The sequence below is a fragment of the Mesorhizobium sp. M0909 genome (assembly GCF_040319515.1).
In the GTDB taxonomy this organism is placed as follows: Bacteria; Pseudomonadota; Alphaproteobacteria; order Rhizobiales; family Rhizobiaceae; genus Mesorhizobium.
Map to the genome: position 1 here is coordinate 1 of NZ_JAMYOA010000010.1, position 18,802 is coordinate 18,802.

Sequence of the window (18,802 nt, forward strand, 5' to 3'; positions counted from 1 at the left end):
CGCGCAGCGGGTTGAGCAGCTTCTCGAAGCGATACCACTTCACCAGACCCGACAATCGATCAAGCGGTGAAGAACCGCCAGCCAACTTGCCGCCCAGAAAAGCCTCCGCCAAGCTCAACTGGCCCATCTGCTTCACTGCCATCGCGATTCCCTCCGAGCTTCGTCTCAGAGAATCACAATCAGCGAATTACGCAACAGGCCCACAAGGGGAGAAGGCAAGAGCTGCCGCTACTCCGCCTCCGCTACCATCTGCCGGCCGCCAACCCAGTCGCGCCATGCCCGCTCATCGCCATGGAACACGTTGAGGTCGATGCGGCCCCTCACCCCGTGCGACAGGCCGGAGCCGGAATATTGCCAGAACAGCCATTTGCGGCCGGGATAGACCTTTGACGGGTGGGCGGCCACGGCGCGCACCCAGAATGGATAATCCGGGAATGCGCCGCGCAGATTGTCGCGGTAGAAGTCGGGCGCGGTGTAGATGATCGGCCGCTGGCCGTAGTGGCGCTCGAGCTTGTCCATGAACACCTGCATCTTTTCCAGCACCTTTTGCCGCGAAGGGCGCCGCTTGCAGCTGGATTCGCCGTTCCACTCGACGTCGATCACCGGCGGCAGTGCGCCCTCGACCCGCGGCACGTTGCGGATGAACCAGTCGGCCTGCTCGCCGGCGGTGCGGCACCAGTAGAAGAAGTGATAGGCGCCGCGCTTCAGGCCGGCGGCGTCGGCATTGCGCCAGTTCCTGGTAAACATCGGGTCGATATGATCGCCGCCGTCGGTCGCCTTGATGTAGGCGAAGTTGGCGCCCTGGGCGCGCAGCTTTTGCCAGTTCACATTGCCCTGCCAGCGCGAAACGTCGACGCCATGGACGGCAAGGCGCCTCGGCGAGGAGGACTTACCGAAATTGATCGGCTTGGCGTCACGAAAACCATAGCGCGTGACCGGCTCTGCAAGCATCGCCGGTGCTGCGCGTGTCAGCCGCTTCGGCGGCGACATCAGCGCGATGACCTCGGCCGGCGGTTCGACGTCCTGATCGGGTACGTCCATCGCGACCGGCTGTTCGTCCTGCTCCTGTTCGGCAAAAGCGGGCGCAGCATCAGTTTTCGCCACGAACGCCACCGGCGCGGGTGGCCGCACAACCGAACTGGTGGTCTCGCTGGACGGCACTTGCAGCGCATCGACGCCGGAGGTCGACGTACAGCCGGCAAGGCACAGCGCTGCGATCGAAAAGATGACGACGCCTGATATCCGCATCTGGACCTGTACGCAAAACACAACAGACCGAAGGCAGGACAACGCCGCCGGACAAACCAAGCTGGATTCCTAACAAGAAACTCCCAACAAAGTTTGAATCGAATTGTTAGGGCTTTGCATCGGGACGTTGACCCGGATGGAGGTGCGCTATCCCCGCCGTTCGGCCACATGGCTGCCTCGCAATCCCGCTTGACAACTCACTGCATGAGATTAGTCTCCCACTAATCTTACGGTGTAAGGCCATACTTGGGAGGAAGTCATGCAGCCCGCCGCCCTGTCAGAATTTCAGCCCGTAGCCCCGCCCGAGCCACGCTCGCCCGCCATCGGGATCGACGAGATATCTGGCGATCTCAGCCGCGTTATCGAACGCGCCGAGGTCAATGCCTGGCTCGATCTCTATCGCGCCGCCCCGGCAGACTTTGCCGCAAGGCAAGGCCTTGCCATCGCCGAAGATGGCGATCTCGTCTGGACCACCTGCACGACGATCCCGTTCATCCATTTCAACTGCGTCAAGAATCTCGGTGTCGATAGCGCTGCCACCGAGAGCCGGCTCGACGCACTTCTGGCGCATTATCGCGAGGCCGGTATTCTGCGGCCCTGGTTCTACACCAATCCGCATACCGAGCCCGCGACGCTCAGCTGCTGGCTCGAGGCACGCGGCCTGCAGCGTCAGGGCGGCTGGGAACGCATCTTTCGCGATGCCACGCCATTGCCAACGGAGCCGCTTTTCCCGTCGAAGGGTGTCTCGGTCGAGCGGGTAACGTCGGCAACGGCAAGGGAATGGGCTGGGTTCATCGACAGCCAATATCGGTTGCCGACCTCACCGTGGTTGCGGGCGCTGGCCGGCCGACGCGGCTGGCATCATTACATGCTGCGGCGGGACGGCGCGGTGGCGGCGGTGCGCTCGATGTTCATCGGTGCCGACGGCATGGCCTGGAGCGGCATCGACGCGCCGGTTCCCGGCATCATGGCGCCGAGCTTCGACCTCGATGCAATGCTCGGCGAAGCGATGGTGCGCGACGGACTTGCGGCCGGTGCAAAACTGTTCGTGGCCGACATCGAGGCGCCGCAGTCCGAACGCGACGGGCCGGCGTATCGCAACTATGCGCGCCTCGGCTTCAGGCTCGCTTATTTCCGCAGCCATTACAGCTATTTGCCGGCAAATTCCGGCTGACCGCTTCAAGACCCTAGCCGCACAGCCACAGCTTGTGGCAGGTCGTGGCCATAAGGTGGGCCGGCGGTACAAAACGATCGTTGACCGCCACATCATCGTCCGCCCGGCGGACCTTTTCCTCGAGCAGCGTGCGAAGTTCTGCCGGCTGCACGCGGTCGCGCTCCATCACCAGCTTGATCATCGGATCACTCAAGAGCTCGTCCAGGGTGTTGATGCTGTCGTTCATTCCGTCGCCTCCTCGACTGCCGCCCGCACGCAATAGATAGGCAGCAATGATGGCCCGCCAATGACGCTTTGCCGGCTATCTCGTGTCGCTTTGGATTAAATTTTATCCAGACTTCACCTCAAGCCGGAGGTGGCGCGCCTTCATATTGCGGCAGGCCGTCGTCGATCTGGACCCAGGGCTGCTTCGAGGCGGTCCAGATATGCATCTCAGGCCTGAACACCGAAGGATCATCGAGCGAGCCGGTCGTGATGCCGATGATGCCGGCGGAATCGCGCCGGGAAAACATCGTCGTGCCGCAACGCGGGCAAAAGCCACGCTTGAGATCGGGCGAGGAATTCACCGTCGCCAGCGGACCGTCGACCGTCACATCGTCGATGCGGAACAGCACGCGCGCGTTGAAGGCGGCACCCAGTGCCTTCTGGCAGAGCCGGCAATGGCAGACGCGCTCATTGATCGGTGTCGCCTCGACATGGTAGCGCACCGCACCGCACAAACACCCGCCCTGATATCTTGCCATCGCCCATGTCCCTTCCTGCGAGGATAGGCGATACCTATCGATAGGCGTGGCACCGTCAATTGAAAAGCTTTGATGGCGTTATCTAAAGCTGTGATCCGGCCGATGGGCGATCGGCTGGATGCGCCGAGCCAAGGCCTCATCAACGAAATGCCGGCCATCTCGCGGGAGACGGCCGGCAGACAATTGACTGAGCGTCAGTTCGTTTCGTTGACGACCTCATCCCAAGTCTTGACCTTGGTCTCGCCATTGAGGAACGGCAGCGTGGCAGCTGTCAGTTCCGGCGCGAAGAACACGTCATAGTGCGTGCGGTTCGGCAGGATCGCCAGGCGGTTTTGCGACAGGTTCTCGCGCATCCAGCCGGCGTCCTTCAACCCGCCGCCAAGCATCTGGTAGAACTTGATCTCGTGCTCGGGCCGGTACATGTCACTGTCGCCGAACACCAGCATGACCGGCATTTTCAGCTTCGGCACGTCGGCAGAATAATCGTAGTCCTTGCGCATATAGGCGCCGAGTTGGTCGAGCAGTTTCGGAAAATCCTCCGGATGCGGCGCGACCGCGACGTAGGATTTGTACATCGGCGTGTCCTTCATCATGTCGGCCATCGCCGCGCCGACTTGTGCCTGCTGGCCACGCATCTCGGCATAGAAGCCGTCCGCGGCGTAGCCGGTCGAGACCAGGACGAGCCGGCGCACCACGTCGGGATGCTGCACGGCCATGCGGAAGGCGACGCCCCCACCCAGCGAATATCCCATGACGTCGACCTTGTCGTAGCCGAGCGCCTTGACGATCGCCGCCATGTCGTCGCCCATCGCCTCCAAGCTGAGCGGCCGGTCGCCGAGCGCGGTGCGGCCATGGCCCTGCAGGTCGACCCCGATGACGGTGCGGTTTTCGGTAAGCTTCGGCAGGATCGGCGCGAACATGTCGGTTGTGCCGAGACCGCCATGCAGCAGAAGCAACGGCTCGCCCTTGCCATAGACGGCGTAATAATAGTTCAGGCCGTTGATCGGCAGCAGGCCGGACTTTTGCGGCTTCGGCAGTGTTGCGGTTGCGGTCGTCATGGCGGGCTTGGCCTCCTCTGCGTTGATGGTGCCCGGCGCGGCAAAGAGCGCGGCGGCCGAGGCGAAAATGGCAAAAAATATCGATCTGGACATATCAGTCTCCCTCTCTCGTTTGCATCAAAGTCGCTTGTGCATCAAAGTAGCTTGGCGACCTCCTCGAGCTGTTCGGCGCACTGGCCCCAGCCGTCGTGAAAACCCATTTTCTCGTGCTGTTCGCGGTCGGCGACCGACCAATGCGCAACCCGGGCGATGTAGCGGGTCTTGCCCTCGCCCTCGTCGTCGAAGGTCAGCACGACCGTCATGAACGGCTTTTCGGACGGCTCCCACGCCTTGGTATAGGCATCGGTGAAGACGAGCTTTTTGCCTGGTACGACTTCGAGGAAGATGCCTGGATTCGGGAACTCCTTGCCGTCGGGATCGGCCATGACGACAAGGGTGGAGCCACCGGTCCGCACATCCATTTCGGCGCGCGGCGTCGTCCACGGCTTCGGCGAGAACCATTGCGTCAACAGGTTCGGCTCGGTCCAGCAGCGATAGACGTTCTCGCGCGGCGCATCGATGATGCGGGCGAGAACCAGCTCGCGGTCGGAGTTGGGGGCGATGTCCAGCTTGGTGGTCATGGTGTTCCCTCACATGTCGGTTTTGGCTTTCGTGTCTAGGACGAACCAACAAGACGCAAGCCGACACGGTCCGCGAGAAAAAATCCGCGGGACCGGAGATTCGAACGAAGGAACTGAGTGGCTTCAGTGGCGCTTGGCTTGCACCAGATAGGCGTCGATCTCGGTCTCGCCGAGCCACTTGGCCGCTTCCAGCCGATGCAACCCTTCGACCAGGATATGGCGCTTGCCGTCATGGCGCACCTGGATCGGCATCTTCATGCCGTTTTCCAGAATGTCCTCGGCCAGATGGCGGACGGTCTCGGGATGCAGCGTCTTCTTGCGCGCGGTCGGCACGTAGATATCGTTGACCCTGACCTTTTGCACTCTCAGCATATCGACTCCCGTGGCGGACAACGCCGCCCTTTGTGAGATAGTCTGTTTGTCAGGCAAGGCCAAGTGAGCAGCCCGGCAATGGCTGGTCCGATCGTTTCCAATTGACGCTTGGCCGGCGGATGGCCGAAATGGCGGCCTTCGACCTTAGCGGTGTCCATGAACCATCTGCCGACCGAGTTTCCCGATTTCGGACTGACGCCGGAGCAGCGACGCCAGGCGGTGCGCAGCCATTACTGGGAATGGCCCGGTATGGATGGCGGGCGTGGCGAAATCTGGTGCTACAGCGACCGTTTTTCCTATCGCCCCGGCGAGATGGTGGCGCTGCATGTCAGTTCGACGGCCACCAGTTTCGGCATCGCGATCATCCGCGACGGCGGCGCGGAAACGACAATGTTCGAAAGGACCGGAATCGCGGCGCGCTGGCAAGATACGCCGGATCAATGTTCGGTCGAAGGCTGCGGCTGGCAGGCGTCGTTCGAGTTTCGCATCGGCGACGACTGGCCATCCGGCGCCTATCGCGTCACGCTTGAAGCGGACGGTCGCGACGGCAAGCCGATCCGCTGTCATCACCTTTTCATCGTCTCGCCGCAGCCCGGCAAGAAACCCGGCCGCGTGCTGCAGGTCGCGGCCACCGGCACCTGGCTCGCCTACAACACATGGGGCGGTTCCAACCATTACGAAGGCATCACCGGGCCGGCCCGCGACCAGTATGCACGAATGGTGTCGACGCAGCGGCCTTGGTGCCGCGGCTTCGTCGTGCTGCCCAAGGATGCGCCGCGCGTGCCGCTCGAAGTTGCGGTGCCGCCGAAAACCGTGCCGCGCTATCCGCACATGGAATGGGCCTTTGCCACCGGCCATTCGAAGAAATACGCCTCAGCCGGCTGGGCAAGCTACGACAGCCATTTCTTCCGCTTCGCTGAGCGTTCCGGCTACGCCGTCGATCTCGCCAGCCAGCACGATCTGCATTTTTCGCCCGACATTCTCGACGGCTATGACTGCGTCGTCTTCGTCGGCCACGACGAATATTGGACCTGGGAAATGCGTGATGCGGTCGACAGCTATGTCGAGCGCGGCGGTCATGCGGCGCGCTTTGCCGGCAACTTCATGTGGCAGACCAGGCTGGAGGACGAAGGCCGCCGGCAGGTCTGCTACAAATACCGCGCCCGCGCCGAGGACCCGGCCTATCGCGGCGGCGATATAAGGCGCGCCACCAATTCCTGGGAAGCGCCGGAAATCGGCCGGCCGGGTGCGGCGACCTTCGGCCTCAACGCGACAAGAGGCGTCTATGCCGGCTGGGGCGGCTGTGCGCCGCGCGGTGTGCGCGGCTTTCCGGTCTACCGGCCGGAGCATTGGGCCTTTGCCGGTACCGGCATCTACTATGGCGACCTGCTCGGCGCCGACAGCCATGTCTATGGCTATGAGGTCGATGGGCTCGATTTCGAGATCCGCGGCGGCCTGCCCTACCCCACGCCCGACAGCGGCGCACCGGACGGCCTGCAGGTGCTCGCGGTCGGCATGGCTGCCCAGGTCGAGGAAAGCGCCGACATTCCGTTCGAGGACCAGTTCCTCGGCGACGAGGACGGTCGCTTCACCGCCGAAACGCTGTTCGGCGAGGCAAGCGATGCCAATCTCGACAAGGTCAAACGCGGCAACGGCATGATCGTCAATTTCCGGCGCGGCAAAGGCGAGGTGTTTCACGCCGGAAGCTGCGAATGGGTTGCCGGCCTGCTAGGGCAGGATGCGATGGTCGAGCGTGTTACCAGAAATGTCCTCGACCGCTATCTCGGAAAGTCATGACATGCTGAAGTCCCCTGCCCCGGAAGCCCGCGAAGCCTCGCATCTGTTCTATCTGTCCAGCCTGCGCCGGCCGCTGATCGACCGCGCCGAAGGCATCTACATGTGGACGCAGGATGGCCGCCGCTTCATCGACGGATCGAGCGGCCCGATGGTCGCCAATATCGGCCACTCCAATCGCAACGTGCTCGACGCGATGAAACGGCAGATGGACCGCGCCACCTTCGCCTACCGCCTGCATTTCGAGAACGAACCGGCAGAGGAGCTCGCGCGGCAACTGGCGGCCAAACTCCCCGAGGGCCTGGACCGCATCTTTTTCGTCTCCGGCGGCTCTGAAGCGACGGAATCCTGCGTCAAGCTGGCGCGGCAATGGGCGGTCGCCACCGGCCAGCCCAGCCGCTGGAAGGTGATCACGCGCTTTCCGTCCTATCATGGCGGCACGCTTGGCGCGCTCGCCGTCACCGGCGACGATGCGCTGGCCGAAACTTTTGCGCCGATGATGCAGCTCATGCCGACGGTGCCGGCGCCTGCCGCCTGGCGCGACCGCGACAATCTTTCGATGGAACAGCGCGGCACCCGCTACGCCGACATGCTGGAGGAAAAGATCCTCGCCGAGGGACCGCAGAGCGTGCTCGCCTTCATTATGGAGCCGGTCGGCGGCGCTGCCACGGCTGCATTGGTGGCGCCCGACAGCTATTATCCGCGCATCCGCGAGATCTGCAATCGCTACGGCATCCTGCTCATTCATGACGAAGTGATGAGTGGTGCCGGCCGCACCGGAAAATTCCTTGGCGGCGACCACTGGAACTGCAAGCCAGACATCGTCGCGCTGTCGAAGGGGCTGGGCTCGGGCTATGCCCCGCTCGGTGCGCTGGCGGCACCGATGCGGCTGGTGCAGCCATTGCTCGCGTCGGGCGGCTTCCAGCACGGCCATACCTATGCCGGCAATCCGCTCGCCTGCGTCGCCGGGCTCGCCGTGCTCGGCGAGATGGACCGTCTCGGCCTGATCGCCAACGCGGCTGTCATGGGCGAGCTATTGATGGCCGAGCTGAAGGGATTGGCGAAGCGGTTTCCGTTCATCGCCGACGTCCGCGGCAAGGGCCTGCTCACCGGTGCCGAAATGGTCGCCGATCCGGACACGCTGAGGCCGATCGAGCCGGCGAAAAAGGCCACTCAGCGCCTGCTCGACCTCGCCTATGAGCGCGGCCTGATCATCTACGGACGCAAGGTCAAGGGCGGTGTCGACGGCGACAATTTCATGGTCGCGCCGCCGATGATCGTCACCGCCGCGCAGATCGGCGAGATCATATCCATCATCGGTGACGCGCTCGAGGTGCTGGCCGGCGAGCTCGACCTGCCGGTCGAAGGCTGAGGAACGAACCATGGCACCGCGCAAAGTCATCATCACCTGCGCCGTCACCGGGTCGGTGCACACCCCGTCGATGTCGCCGCATCTGCCAGTGACGCCGGACCAGATCGCCGCAGACGCAATCGCCGCCGCCGAGGCGGGCGCTTCGATCCTGCATCTTCATGCCCGCGACCCTAAGGATGGGCGGCCGACCGCCGACCCCGAGGTGTTCATGCAGTTCCTGCCGCGCATCAAGCAGGCGACCGATGCGGTGATCAACATCACCACCGGCGGATCGTCGCTGATGACGCTCGACCAGCGGCTGGCCGCGCCGCTCAGGGCCGAGCCGGAAATGTGTTCGCTCAATATGGGTTCGATGAACTTTGCGCTGTTCCCGATGCTCGAGCGGCCGCGGGAATGGCAGCACGAATGGGAGCCGAAACTGCTTGAGGCCACCCGCGACACGATCTTCAAAAACACCTTTGCCGACATGGAGACGGTGCTCGAGAACCTCGGGCGCGGTTGCGGCACGCGCTTCGAATTCGAGTGCTACGATGTCGGCCATCTCTATTCGCTGGCGCATTTTCGCGATCGTCGGCTGGTGTCTGGACCTTTGTTCATCCAGTTTGTTTTGGGCATCCTTGGCGGCATCGGCGCCGATCCAGAAAACCTGATCCACATGAAGCGCATCGCCGACAAACTGTTCGGCGATAGCTACCAATTTTCGGTGCTGGCCGCCGGACGCCACCAGATGCCGATGGTCTCGATTGCGGCGGCGATGGGCGGCAATGTCCGCGTCGGGCTGGAGGACAGCCTCTACGACGGGCGCCAACTCGCCAAGTCCAATGCCGACCAGGTGCGCCGCATCCGCAGCGTGCTCGACGGATTGTCGCTGGACGTCGCGACGCCGGCCGAGGCGCGGCAGATGCTGGCGCTCAAGGGCGGCGACCGCGTGGCGTTCTGAGATGCGGCCGTGACCAACCCACCGTCAAGAGACATTGTCATCCGGCCCGGCCGGGTGGAGGACGTCGAAACCATCCACGCCGCGCTCCTACGGCTCGGCGCGCATGTCGGCGCACATCAGGAGATCACCTCGACAGCTCGGGATCTCCGCACCTATGGCTTTGGCGAGAAGCCTGCCTTCTCGACCCTGATCGCCGAGGTCGGCGGCGAGTTTGCCGGGCTTTGCCTGCATTTTCCAATCTTCTCGACATGGATGGGCCGGCCCGGCGTCTATGTGCAGGACCTCTATGTCGAGGACCGTTTTCGCGGCCGCAGGATCGGCGAGCGCCTGCTGCGCCAGGTCGCGGCGCAATGCCGGAAGGACGGCGGCGTCTATCTCAAGCTGTCCGTCGATACCGACAACGAGACCGCCAAGGCTTTTTACGAACGGTTGGGCATTGCCTGGTCCAGCTACGAGCAGGTGCAGAAGATCGTCGGCGACGCCTTTTTTGCTTTCGCCGATGCACCGGAGGAGCCAACATGAAAGCCTTCTATGCCGAAGAACAGAAGCGCCACGACCCGAAGGCGTTCCTCTCCAGCGGCACGCCGCAGCCCAATCCGGAAAAGCCGGAACGGGTCGAGCGATTGTTGGCCGGCGCAAAGGCTGCCGGCTGCACGATCGAACGGCCGCGGGATCACGGACTCGGCCCTATTGCCGCGGTACATACGCCGGAATATCTCGATTTCCTTCACCATATCTTCGCGCGCTGGCAGCGCATCGAGGGCGCCTCGGCCGAGGTCATCCCCAACATCCACCCGATCGCGCGGAACGGCTCCTATCCGGCCTCGGCGGTCGGCCAAGCCGGCTACCACATGGCCGACACAGCCTGCCCGATCTCCGGCGAGACGTGGCAGAGCGCGCTTTGGAGCGCCTGGAGCGCGGTTGAAACCGCCGAGGCGGTGATGTTGGGAGCGCCGGCCGCCTACGCGCTATGCCGGCCGCCCGGCCATCACGCCTTTGCCGACGTCGCCGGCGGCTTCTGCTTCATCAACAATTCGGCGGTCGCCGCACAGGCTCTACGCAAGCAGGCAGCGCGGGTGGCGATCCTCGATGTCGACCTGCATCACGGCAACGGGACGCAAGGCATCTTCTATGCCCGGCCGGACGTGCTCACCGTGTCGCTGCATGCCGACCCGGTGCGGTTCTATCCGTTTTTCTGGGGCTATGCGGACGAGCGCGGCGAAGGCGCCGGCCTCGGCTACAATCTCAACCTGCCGCTGCCGCGCAAATCCGGCGATGCGGCTTTCCTCGAAGCACTGGCGGCAGCGTTCCAGCGCATCAACGCCTTCTCGCCCGATGCGCTTGTGGTCGCGCTGGGGCTGGACGCCTTCGAAGGTGATCCGTTCGGCGGGCTGTCGGTGAGCACGCCTGGTTTTTCGCGCATCGGCGAGGCGATCGCCGGGCTCGGGCTGCCGACGGTCATCGTCCAGGAAGGCGGCTATCTCTGCGACGAGCTCGGCGACAATCTCACCGCCTTCCTCACCGGTTTTGGCGGGGCCCACAAGCGATGATCCGTCGGCGTGGCCCGCTCAGGATCGCTCGTGCCTCAGCATGGCGACAACGCGGTGCACGCTCTCCAGCGTCTCGTCGATCTCGGCTGCAGTGTTGTAATGGGCGATGCCGATGCGCACCACGCCCTGCTCGGCCGGGATGCCGAGCTGGTGGACGATCTCCCAGGCGTAGTTGTGGCCGGACCACAGGAAGATGTTTTCCGCATTCATCTGCCGCACGATCGTCTCCGGCGCTATGCCTTCGACAGTGAACGACACCGTCGGCACACGCTCATTGATCCGCTTCGGATCGGTGATGCCGTGGATGGTCAGGCCGGCAATATCCGACAGACCGTCGATCAACTGTTGCGTTAGCGGGTTCTCGTAAGCGATTGAGACTTCGAAGGCCTTGGCGATTTTCCGCCGACGCGACCCTTGCGCACCAGCTGCCGCTCCCAACTCGGCAAAATAATCGACAGCCGCCGACAGGCCGGCCATCAATTCAATTTGCGGCGTGCCGAGCTCGAAGCGCTCCGGCAAGGCATTGGACGAGCAACGGCATTTATACGGCTTAAGCGCATCGATAACGTCCAGCCTGCCCCACAAAATTCCCATATGCGGGCCGAAGAACTTGTACGCCGAGCAGATCAGGAAATCGCAGCCGAGGTTTTGGACGTCGATGAGACCATGCGGCGCGAACTGGACGGCATCGACGTAGACCAACGCACCAGCCCGCCTGGCGATGCCGGTCAACGCCTTCACCCGGTTGATCGACCCGGTGAGATTGCTGGCGTAGTTGAGCGCGACGAGCCGCGTCCTCTCGGAAAGCAACGCGGCGAGCGCCGCCTCCTCGATCTGCCAGCTCTGCTGGTCGAAAGGCAGCCAGCGCACGACAAGGCCAAGGTCTTCAGCCAGCTGCAGCCAGGGTGAGACGTTGCCCTCATGGTCCATGCGGGTGAGGATGATCTCGTCCCCGGGCTTCATCGTGCGGCCGAGCGTTCGCGACATGTGGTAGGTCAATGTCGTCATGTTGGCACCGATGATAATTTCCTGCGGGCTCGCAGCGCCGAGGAAATCCGCCATCGCCAGATGGGCTTCGTCGACAATGTCCTGTGCCGCAATACTGGTCTCGAAGAAGCCGCCGAGATTGGCATTGGTGGTCAGCAGACAGCGTGACACCGCGTCCGCCACCGCCTGCGGCACCTGCGTGCCGGCAGGATTGTCGAGATAAATGCGCCGGCGGCCCTTATCGGTCAACGACAAGGCCGGAAATTTCGCGCGCACCGCATCGATCCGGAAGCCCATGGCTGTCCCCCTCTCCTTATGACGATCGGACAACCACGTCCCGACGCATCAAGGGCACGGATTGCCGACGCGCTGATGGATCGCATCAACGGCCTTCTGCATCTCCTCGGTCCAGACCACGTCGGCGGAAGAGAGCGCCATTTCGAGTTGCGAAATGGTGGTGGTGCCGATGATGTTCGAGGTGACCAAGGGCCGGTTCGAGACATAGGCATTGGCAAACAGCGCCGGCTCCATGCCGAAGGTGCGCGCCAACCGGTTGTATTCGAGCTGCACCTCGGCAGCATTCGGCGTCTCGTAGCGCTGGCCGCGGTTGAACAACTGCGAGCGCGAGCCCTGCGGCCGCGCGCCATGATCGTATTTGCCGGTCAAATAGCCTTGCGCCAGCGGTGAATAGGCAAGCAGCGACACCTGCTCGCGCTCGCAGACTTCGGCAAGGTTCACTTCGAAGGTGCGATTGACGAAATTATAGGCGTTCTGCAGCGAGGCGACGCGCGGGCCGAGGCCCTTGTCGGCTTCGGCAATGAAACGCATGACGCCCCAGGAATTCTCGTTCGACAGGCCGAAATGGCGGATCTTGCCGGCCTTCACCAGTTCATCGAATACGGCAAGTGTCTCGGCGATCGGCGTCTCGCCTTCCGGCACGCCGGTGGCATCGGAGCGTCGCGGCAAGGTGCCGATGCGGTTCGGATTGGCACCCCACGGCACGTCGCGTTCCGGCCAATGGATCTGATATAGGTCGATGTAATCGGTGTTGAGCCTAGCGAGTGACTTATCAATAGCGTCGAAGATATCGGCGCGCACCAGTTTAGACGGGCGGTCGCCGCGAAACCAAGTGTTGGCGGTGCGACCAACTACCTTCGAGGCGATGATCACTTGGTCCCGATTGCGCTTCTCCTTCATCCAATTGCCGATGATTGTCTCGGTACGGCCTTGTGTCTCCGCCTTGGGCGGGATCGGATAGAGTTCGGCGGTGTCGATGAAATTGACGCCGCGAGCAAACGCCAGATCCATCTGGGCGTGACCGTCCGCCTCGGTGTTCTGCTGGCCCCAAGTCATCGATCCGAGGCAGATTTGCGACACGAAAAGCTCGGTCTGGCCGAGACGGCGTTTGTGCATGGAGTTTCTCCGGCGGGAATTTTGCGCGGCTGCGCGAGGAGGAAGCAATAGCATACAGGAAAGCGCCGCCCGCTTCCAAGCCCACCGACGGCAGGCCAGGCGACTTTCCCAGGATGCCGGCGAACGGAGTTTTTCGCCGCAGCTAACAAAAAAGACCGGACTGCATGTGAATGCAGTCCGGAAGTTCGCCAGGAATGGCGAGGAAAAACCGGCCAAGTGCCGGCACTGAGGCCTACGGTCGAAGCACCGCAGAAGTTTCGCCGGAACAGCCGAATTATGTCAAAAAAGATCAGGGCAGCATGGCTGCCATGCGAATGCTGCACTGCACAATTGTCATGATCTGCCTATATTGACGGCCGTGGAGGTTCCATAAGGGGCTTGAATCGTGGGATTCTTCACTGAAATGTTCGCCCGTCCGCGTCCGCGGGAACAGCTGCGTTATCGTGCGGCACTGGCGCTGCTCCATTCGATGAGCAATGCCGATCGCGCCGATATCGGCGTCAAGCCGGCCGATTTCCCGCGCATCGCCCGGGAAATGTCCCTGCGCTAAACAGCGCGCCGTGAGATATCCCGCCGCAGCAGGATATCTCACAAGCTGATCTCAACGCAATCCGAGGAAGATCGACTTGCCCAATGGCACGCCGTTGTGGCGCAGGATGTCGTAGGCGGTGGTCAGGTGGAAGTAGAAATTGGGCATGGCGGCATGCAGCAGATACTGCATTCCCGGCATCGAAACCTCGCGCCCCGCAAGCCGCAGTTCGACCATCCTGTCATCTGAACCATCGAATTCGGCCGCCGAAAATGTCGCGAGATAGTCGAGCGTTTTGGTAAGGCGGGCCTGCAGATCAACGAAGCTCGTCTCATTATCCTCGTATTTTGGCACCTCACGCCCGGCAAGCCGCGATGGCGCGCCCTTGGCGTGATCGGTGGCAATCTGTACCTGCCTGGTCAGCGCAAACATGTCCGGCGCCAGCCTCGCCGTCAGATACACCTGCGGATCGATCTTGCGATCAGCCGCATTTTGCTCGGCAATGTTCAGCACATTGGCCAGTGACTTCAGCCTCGCCGAAAATACCGGCACGGATGCTTCATACATTGATATGGTCACAAGAAATCTCCACGCAGCCCTACTGCCTATGGCGAGAGGTAGCGCTTTCGCAGGCGATTGTTCAAGCGTCACCACGTCGCCGCAATCGATATGATAGGATTTTTTATCGAGTGGAGGTTCCCCATGAGACGCGCCCTTTTTGCAGCGACCGCCTTTATCTCTCTTGCCGTTGCCGGCCAATCGGCGCTCGCCGCAGACGCGCCTTATATCGACGACAGGTCGAATGCCGAAGCGGTGATCCGGTCGCTTTATAGTGCCATCAGCCGGCACGAATTCGCGCGCGCCTGGGACTATTTCGGCGACACCAAGCCGGCCAAGGATTTCAATTCCTTCGTCAAAGGCTATGACGGCACGGACACGGTCGAAGTCAAAACCGGTGGCGTATCCGAAGACGGGGCTGCCGGCAGCATCTACTACAGCGTTCCGGTCGCCATCCGGGCGACGGCCAAGGACGGCAGCGAGAATGTCTTTGCCGGCTGCTATACGCTGCGCCAGATCAACGCCTCGATCCAGGAACCGCCATTTCGCTCGATCTTCATCGACAAGGGTGCGCTGAAACCCTCAAAGGCCGATTTCGAGGATGCCGTGCCGGCAAGCTGCGGCGAAGGACCGCCGCCGCCGAAGAAGGACGCAGCGCTTGAGCAGGCCAACAAGGCGTTTGCCGCGACCTATGGCGACCAGTGCGACAAGGATCTTTTGGCGCAGAAGCCGGATATTTTCTCGATCCACTATAAGGACAAGGATGCGGCTACCAGCGATCCCGAAAGCGAAACGCGGCTTTTCCATTTCGCCTGCTCGGCCGCAGCCTACAACGAAAACTCGATCTATTACATGAGCGACGACGTGCTTGGCGTAAGACAATTGCAGTTCGCCGAACCTGAAATGGACATCCGCTACGAGAACAATGACAGCGACGGCAAATTGCTGGGCATGACCATAGTTGGCTTCCAGACCTCCGGCTGGGCAACCAATTCCGATTACGACGAAGAGACCAAGACGATCACCACCTTCAACAAATGGCGCGGCATCGGCGATGCCTCTTCGTCGGGGACCTATCTGTTTCGCAACGGCGATTTTTCCCTGGTCCAGTACGACGTCGACGCGTCTTATGACGGCGAGGAAAATCCGCAGACGGTCGTCGACTACAATACCGCGCCTTAAGGGGCCTCCGACAACATCCAGTTGAGCGTGCCGCGCCAGTCGGTCATGCGGATGGGCGTGCCGTGCGTGCCGGTCTCGAAGCGGACGAAGCGTGTGGGATAGCTCTTCGATTTGGCCAGGATGGAGCGGAAGAAGGCTTCCTGTTTCTCGATTGGAAACACCGGGTCCTTGCTGCCTTGGCCGAAGAAGACCGGCACACGACGCTTGAAGGCGGGGCTTGAGAAGAAACTCTCGTCCCATAGCGAGCCGAGCAGCAGCAGCCCGTCGATGCGCCGGCCGGTATCATTGCGGGCGGCCAGCTTCCAGCATAATGAGCCGCCCATCGAGCCGCAGGCGACGAAGATTTTTGCGCTCGGCGATTGTTCGGCATAGTGGTCGATCAGCGCGGCGATCTGGGCGGCACCTGTGTCGCCGAAATCGGAAAAGTCCGGCGATAGATAGAGACCGCCATTGCCCGCCATCAGGTTCTTGATGCGGTTGAAATTACCGCCGAAGGTGAAGTCGTCGGTGCCCTGCTTACGGCTGCCGCCCTGCCCGTGCAGATAAAGCACGATGATGCTGGCGCCCCCGGTCTTGCCGACGGCAATGTGGCGGACATCGCCGGCGTCGGTCTTCAGCAAGAGATCCTGCTGCACCTTGCGCACGCCGGTTTCGGTGTATTGCGCGTGCACACGACGCTCAGGCACTTCGTCACGAGCGTTGATGTCGCGCAGCTCACGATAATCGACCACCGTATAGGCGCCGTTGCTCTCGGACGAGAGGGTGACCGGATAGGCGAACAGATCGTCCTTGAAGGGTTTGAGTTCGAGAGCGTTGGCATAGGCGACACAAAAGAGCTGCAAAAGAATCGCCATCAGCAGGGCCGGGAGGCCCGAGGGGGGCAAGCGGAACCGGAAGCAGGAACGAAAGGCCATCCCTCAGCCATGCGTTTTTCGGCTTCGGTTTGTCAATCCTGCAGCACGCCGCCGGCGCCTTCCAGCGCCTCGCGCGTGTCGACATCGATCGCTGCCCCTTCGCCGATCTCGACATCGATGACGTCGAGCCCTTCGGCCTCGACCAGATGGCGGGCGCCGGTATCGCCTTGGAGGTGAGCGATCGCGGCAAACAGCGGACGCGGCAGCAGCACCGGATTGCCGCGCCGCCCAGCGTGCGAGGCCCGCACCACCGATCGGCCTTCTGACCTGCGGAACGCCTCGATCAGCCTGTCGAGGTCGGCCGAGGCGACGCCGGGCATATCGCCGAGGACAATCATGGCGCCGGCGGCGTCGCCGGAAATCTTGGCGATGCCGGCCTTTAGCGACGAAGACAGACCCTCGGCGAAATCCGGATTGTCGGCGAAGGTCACATCGAGGCCAGACAGTGCACTGCGCACGCGCTCGCTCTGGTGGCCGGTGACTACGATGGTGGCCGCGGCTTTCGAACCGACCGCGCGTTCGGCGGTGCGGCGGACCAGAGGCTTGCCATCGAACAGTGCCAAGAGCTTGTTCGGCCCGCCCATGCGGCTGGAGCGGCCGGCGGCCAGAAGCACAATCTCGACCTTTGGTTCGGCTTTGGCCGGCAACGGCTCGCGCGGTTGCGGCCGCGTCGGAATTTCCATCAACAGACCGCCGACACCCATGCCGGCAATATCCCTGGCGGTCACGTCGAGACCGGCGATCAGCCGGTCGAGCACCCAGTCGAAGCCGTTCTCCTTGGGACTGCGGGCGCAGCCCGGCGCACCGATGATGCGCTTGCCGCCGAGTGTGCCGAGCACCAGCAGATTGCCGGGATCGACCGGCATACCGGCGCGGACGACAGTGCCGCCCGCCCTTTCGATCGCAGCAGGAACGACGTCGCCGAAATCGGCCATCGCCGAAGCGCCGAAGATCACCACCATATCGTTGTCGCGGATCAGCGAGGCCGCAGCCTCGGCGACGGGGATAATTTCATGCGGCGTTCGACGCTCCGCCGTCAGCCTGCCGCCCGAACGCGCCAGGCGTGCTTCGGTGACGCGCAGCGTCTTGTCGAGCACGCTGGGTTTGATGCCGGGCAGCACCGTCTGGATGACGCCGACGCGCACCGGCTGATAGGCGTTGACCGCAAAGATCTCGCCGCCCGCGCAGATCCTTGCCACCGCATCGACCAAAACGGAGGCGGCCGCAAACGGAATGATCTTCACCGTTGCTACCATCTGACCTTTTTCGACCGGCGCATGCTGCGCGAGCGTGGCGATGGTGATCGTCGGATCGACGGCGTTGATGGCGTCGATCATCGCCGCGTCGACGGTGAACATGCCGGCAGCCTGCGCGTGGAGGTTGACCCTACCTGTCGCGGCAGGCTTCGCCTCGATGTTGCGATGGATCATACATGCGGCGATCTTTTCAGCGGCGACGTCCTCGCTGAGATCATCGGGCGCCAGCACCGCCGCGACGACCTCGGAAATGCCAGCGGCCTTCAACAGGGACACATCTCCGGCGCTTAACCGGTGCGCCTTGCGGAAGCGGCGCTCTCCGGCTGTAGTGGCGTGCGCAAGCACTGCCCCTTCGGCCGCATCGATCGCAACGGGACCAAATTTCACGCGACTGCGCCTTTGGATTCGAGGCCGCGGGAGCGAAAGGCGTGGATCGCTTGCGCCAACACCGCGACGGCTATCTCGGCCGGGCTGGCAGCTCCAATGTCGAGGCCGATCGGCGCATGAATGCGGGCGATCTGGTCGGCTGTCGCCCCCGAAGCCAGCAGGCGTTCCACACGTTTGGCGTGGGTCTTGCGGCTGCCGAGCGCGCCGACATAAAAGCAGCCGGCGTCGAGCGCCGCCTTCAACGCGAAATCGTCGATCTTCGGATCGTGGGTGAGAGCAGCCAGCGCCGTATAGTTATCGAGCGGCTGACGCGTCAGCACATCCTCTGGCCATTCGGCATGCAGCGCGATATCGGGAAAACGATTGGGCGTGGCAAAGGCCGTGCGCGGATCGATGATCTCGACAGGATAGCCGGCGATCCTAGCCATCGGTGCCAGCGCCTGGCTGATGTGGACGGCGCCGATCACCACCAGGCGCGGCTGCGGCAGATGTGCGTTGAGGAAGAACGTGCGCCCCTCAGCTTCGACCGAACCGGAATTGCCCGTGCGAAATGCCTTGGCGACGGCCGCCCCGAGTTCACCGGCTACCCGGTCTCCCTCGCGCACGACACGGTCGCGGCCGTCGCCGAGATCGGTGACCAGGATTGCCGCGCGGCGGGCGCGGCGTTCGGCGTTGAGTGTCTTCAGCGCATAGGGATCCATTCGA

Annotated in this window: 20 protein-coding genes; 8 read left to right on the plus strand and 12 right to left on the minus strand. The window is 62.8% G+C overall.

Annotated features, from left to right (window positions below; translation table 11 throughout):
* Positions 1-228: 228 nt before the first annotated feature.
* Positions 229-1,248: a glycoside hydrolase family 25 protein gene (locus NKH83_RS16920; protein WP_352805927.1), complete on the minus strand. Its 1,020-nt coding sequence runs from the start codon at positions 1,246-1,248 to the stop codon at positions 229-231.
* A gap of 259 nt (positions 1,249-1,507) precedes the next feature.
* Between NKH83_RS16920 and NKH83_RS16925 the strand changes: the two genes are divergently transcribed.
* The gene (locus NKH83_RS16925; protein WP_352649193.1) at positions 1,508-2,422 is read left to right on the plus strand and encodes a hypothetical protein; all 915 of its coding nucleotides are present in this window, start codon (positions 1,508-1,510) and stop codon (positions 2,420-2,422) included.
* A gap of 13 nt (positions 2,423-2,435) precedes the next feature.
* Here NKH83_RS16925 and NKH83_RS16930 read toward each other — a convergent pair whose 3' ends face one another.
* From NKH83_RS16930 to NKH83_RS16950, 5 genes are all read right to left on the minus strand, one after another.
* Positions 2,436-2,648, minus strand: a complete 213-nt coding sequence (locus NKH83_RS16930) for a hypothetical protein (protein ID WP_023717422.1) — start codon at positions 2,646-2,648, stop codon at positions 2,436-2,438.
* 118 nt (positions 2,649-2,766) lie between these two features.
* Positions 2,767-3,165: a GFA family protein gene (locus tag NKH83_RS16935; protein ID WP_352477392.1), complete on the minus strand. Its 399-nt coding sequence runs from the start codon at positions 3,163-3,165 to the stop codon at positions 2,767-2,769.
* A 194-nt stretch (positions 3,166-3,359) separates the two neighbouring features.
* Positions 3,360-4,316 (minus strand): alpha/beta fold hydrolase, encoded by a 957-nt coding sequence (locus tag NKH83_RS16940; protein ID WP_352805933.1) that lies wholly within the window; start codon positions 4,314-4,316, stop codon positions 3,360-3,362.
* Positions 4,317-4,357: 41 nt separating this feature from the next.
* Positions 4,358-4,843, minus strand: coding sequence for an SRPBCC family protein (locus NKH83_RS16945; protein ID WP_352477390.1), 486 nt, complete (start codon positions 4,841-4,843; stop codon positions 4,358-4,360).
* A 123-nt stretch (positions 4,844-4,966) separates the two neighbouring features.
* On the minus strand, positions 4,967-5,215 hold the full coding sequence (locus NKH83_RS16950; RefSeq protein ID WP_023674751.1) for a ParB N-terminal domain-containing protein: 249 nt from the start codon (positions 5,213-5,215) through the stop codon (positions 4,967-4,969).
* 156 nt (positions 5,216-5,371) lie between these two features.
* Here NKH83_RS16950 and NKH83_RS16955 point away from each other — a divergent pair, with 156 nt between their 5' ends.
* From NKH83_RS16955 to NKH83_RS16975, 5 genes are read left to right on the plus strand one after another with little or no spacing between them, the layout of a single operon-like run.
* Positions 5,372-7,012 carry a N,N-dimethylformamidase beta subunit family domain-containing protein gene (locus NKH83_RS16955; RefSeq protein ID WP_352477389.1) on the plus strand — a complete coding sequence of 547 codons (1,641 nt, stop codon included), beginning with the start codon at positions 5,372-5,374 and terminating at the stop codon, positions 7,010-7,012.
* 1 nt (position 7,013) lies between these two features.
* Positions 7,014-8,381: an aminotransferase family protein gene (locus tag NKH83_RS16960; protein ID WP_352805938.1), complete on the plus strand. Its 1,368-nt coding sequence runs from the start codon at positions 7,014-7,016 to the stop codon at positions 8,379-8,381.
* A 10-nt stretch (positions 8,382-8,391) separates the two neighbouring features.
* Positions 8,392-9,321, plus strand: coding sequence for a 3,5-dioxohexanoate:acetyl-CoA acetone transferase (kce, locus tag NKH83_RS16965; RefSeq protein ID WP_352477387.1), 930 nt, complete (start codon positions 8,392-8,394; stop codon positions 9,319-9,321).
* A 9-nt stretch (positions 9,322-9,330) separates the two neighbouring features.
* Positions 9,331-9,843 carry a GNAT family N-acetyltransferase gene (locus NKH83_RS16970; RefSeq protein ID WP_352477386.1) on the plus strand — a complete coding sequence of 171 codons (513 nt, stop codon included), beginning with the start codon at positions 9,331-9,333 and terminating at the stop codon, positions 9,841-9,843.
* Entirely contained in the window at positions 9,840-10,871 is a 1,032-nt protein-coding gene (locus NKH83_RS16975) for a histone deacetylase family protein (protein ID WP_352477385.1), read from the plus strand. Before NKH83_RS16970 ends, NKH83_RS16975 begins: the two co-directional genes overlap by 4 nt.
* An 18-nt stretch (positions 10,872-10,889) precedes the next feature.
* On the opposite strand, the gene NKH83_RS16980 is transcribed toward NKH83_RS16975, so the two are convergent.
* Together NKH83_RS16980 and NKH83_RS16985 are read right to left on the minus strand one after the other, a co-directional pair.
* Positions 10,890-12,155 (minus strand): cysteine desulfurase-like protein, encoded by a 1,266-nt coding sequence (locus tag NKH83_RS16980; RefSeq protein ID WP_352477384.1) that lies wholly within the window; start codon positions 12,153-12,155, stop codon positions 10,890-10,892.
* Between the two features lie 48 nt (positions 12,156-12,203).
* Positions 12,204-13,271 carry an aldo/keto reductase gene (locus NKH83_RS16985; protein WP_352477383.1) on the minus strand — a complete coding sequence of 356 codons (1,068 nt, stop codon included), beginning with the start codon at positions 13,269-13,271 and terminating at the stop codon, positions 12,204-12,206.
* Positions 13,272-13,656: 385 nt separating this feature from the next.
* Between NKH83_RS16985 and NKH83_RS16990 the strand changes: the two genes are divergently transcribed.
* Entirely contained in the window at positions 13,657-13,821 is a 165-nt protein-coding gene (locus NKH83_RS16990) for a hypothetical protein (RefSeq protein WP_023674744.1), read from the plus strand.
* A 51-nt stretch (positions 13,822-13,872) separates the two neighbouring features.
* On the opposite strand, the gene NKH83_RS16995 is transcribed toward NKH83_RS16990, so the two are convergent.
* Entirely contained in the window at positions 13,873-14,379 is a 507-nt protein-coding gene (locus NKH83_RS16995; RefSeq protein ID WP_254817666.1) for a DUF1993 domain-containing protein, read from the minus strand.
* 123 nt (positions 14,380-14,502) lie between these two features.
* On the opposite strand from NKH83_RS16995, the gene NKH83_RS17000 reads away from it, so the two are divergent.
* On the plus strand, positions 14,503-15,540 hold the full coding sequence (locus tag NKH83_RS17000) for a DUF1176 domain-containing protein (protein ID WP_352477381.1): 1,038 nt from the start codon (positions 14,503-14,505) through the stop codon (positions 15,538-15,540).
* Here the strand turns inward: NKH83_RS17000 and NKH83_RS17005 are convergent.
* The 3 genes from NKH83_RS17005 to NKH83_RS17015 all read right to left on the minus strand — a co-directional run bounded on the left by NKH83_RS17005 (position 15,537) and on the right by NKH83_RS17015 (position 18,798).
* Positions 15,537-16,394 (minus strand): alpha/beta hydrolase family protein, encoded by an 858-nt coding sequence (locus NKH83_RS17005; RefSeq protein ID WP_352477380.1) that lies wholly within the window; start codon positions 16,392-16,394, stop codon positions 15,537-15,539. The two genes, NKH83_RS17000 and NKH83_RS17005, sit on opposite strands and share 4 nt — an antisense overlap.
* Before the next feature lie 92 nt (positions 16,395-16,486).
* Positions 16,487-18,097, minus strand: a complete 1,611-nt coding sequence (locus tag NKH83_RS17010) for an NTP transferase domain-containing protein (RefSeq protein ID WP_352477379.1) — start codon at positions 18,095-18,097, stop codon at positions 16,487-16,489.
* Complete coding sequence (locus NKH83_RS17015; protein WP_352477377.1) at positions 18,094-18,798, minus strand: XdhC family protein; 705 nt, start codon at positions 18,796-18,798, stop codon at positions 18,094-18,096. Before NKH83_RS17015 ends, NKH83_RS17010 begins: the two co-directional genes overlap by 4 nt.
* Positions 18,799-18,802 lie beyond the last annotated feature (4 nt).

What these genes read in the sequence shown, in the direction of transcription:
- NKH83_RS16925 (WP_352649193.1), top strand. Translation starts at nt 1,508, where the DNA reads ATGCAGCCCGCCGCCCTGTCAGAATTTCAGCCCGTAGCCCCGCCCGAG.
- NKH83_RS16930 (WP_023717422.1), bottom strand. Translation starts at nt 2,648, where the DNA reads ATGAACGACAGCATCAACACCCTGGACGAGCTCTTGAGTGATCCGATG.
- NKH83_RS17000 (WP_352477381.1), top strand. Translation starts at nt 14,503, where the DNA reads ATGAGACGCGCCCTTTTTGCAGCGACCGCCTTTATCTCTCTTGCCGTT.
- NKH83_RS16985 (WP_352477383.1), bottom strand. Translation starts at nt 13,271, where the DNA reads ATGCACAAACGCCGTCTCGGCCAGACCGAGCTTTTCGTGTCGCAAATC.
- kce (WP_352477387.1), top strand. Translation starts at nt 8,392, where the DNA reads ATGGCACCGCGCAAAGTCATCATCACCTGCGCCGTCACCGGGTCGGTG.
- NKH83_RS16935 (WP_352477392.1), bottom strand. Translation starts at nt 3,165, where the DNA reads ATGGCAAGATATCAGGGCGGGTGTTTGTGCGGTGCGGTGCGCTACCAT.
- NKH83_RS16960 (WP_352805938.1), top strand. Translation starts at nt 7,014, where the DNA reads ATGCTGAAGTCCCCTGCCCCGGAAGCCCGCGAAGCCTCGCATCTGTTC.
- NKH83_RS16945 (WP_352477390.1), bottom strand. Translation starts at nt 4,843, where the DNA reads ATGACCACCAAGCTGGACATCGCCCCCAACTCCGACCGCGAGCTGGTT.
- NKH83_RS16980 (WP_352477384.1), bottom strand. Translation starts at nt 12,155, where the DNA reads ATGGGCTTCCGGATCGATGCGGTGCGCGCGAAATTTCCGGCCTTGTCG.
- NKH83_RS16920 (WP_352805927.1), bottom strand. Translation starts at nt 1,248, where the DNA reads ATGCGGATATCAGGCGTCGTCATCTTTTCGATCGCAGCGCTGTGCCTT.
- NKH83_RS16950 (WP_023674751.1), bottom strand. Translation starts at nt 5,215, where the DNA reads ATGCTGAGAGTGCAAAAGGTCAGGGTCAACGATATCTACGTGCCGACC.
- NKH83_RS16975 (WP_352477385.1), top strand. Translation starts at nt 9,840, where the DNA reads ATGAAAGCCTTCTATGCCGAAGAACAGAAGCGCCACGACCCGAAGGCG.
- NKH83_RS16940 (WP_352805933.1), bottom strand. Translation starts at nt 4,316, where the DNA reads ATGTCCAGATCGATATTTTTTGCCATTTTCGCCTCGGCCGCCGCGCTC.
- NKH83_RS17005 (WP_352477380.1), bottom strand. Translation starts at nt 16,394, where the DNA reads ATGGCGATTCTTTTGCAGCTCTTTTGTGTCGCCTATGCCAACGCTCTC.
- NKH83_RS16955 (WP_352477389.1), top strand. Translation starts at nt 5,372, where the DNA reads ATGAACCATCTGCCGACCGAGTTTCCCGATTTCGGACTGACGCCGGAG.
- NKH83_RS17015 (WP_352477377.1), bottom strand. Translation starts at nt 18,798, where the DNA reads ATGGATCCCTATGCGCTGAAGACACTCAACGCCGAACGCCGCGCCCGC.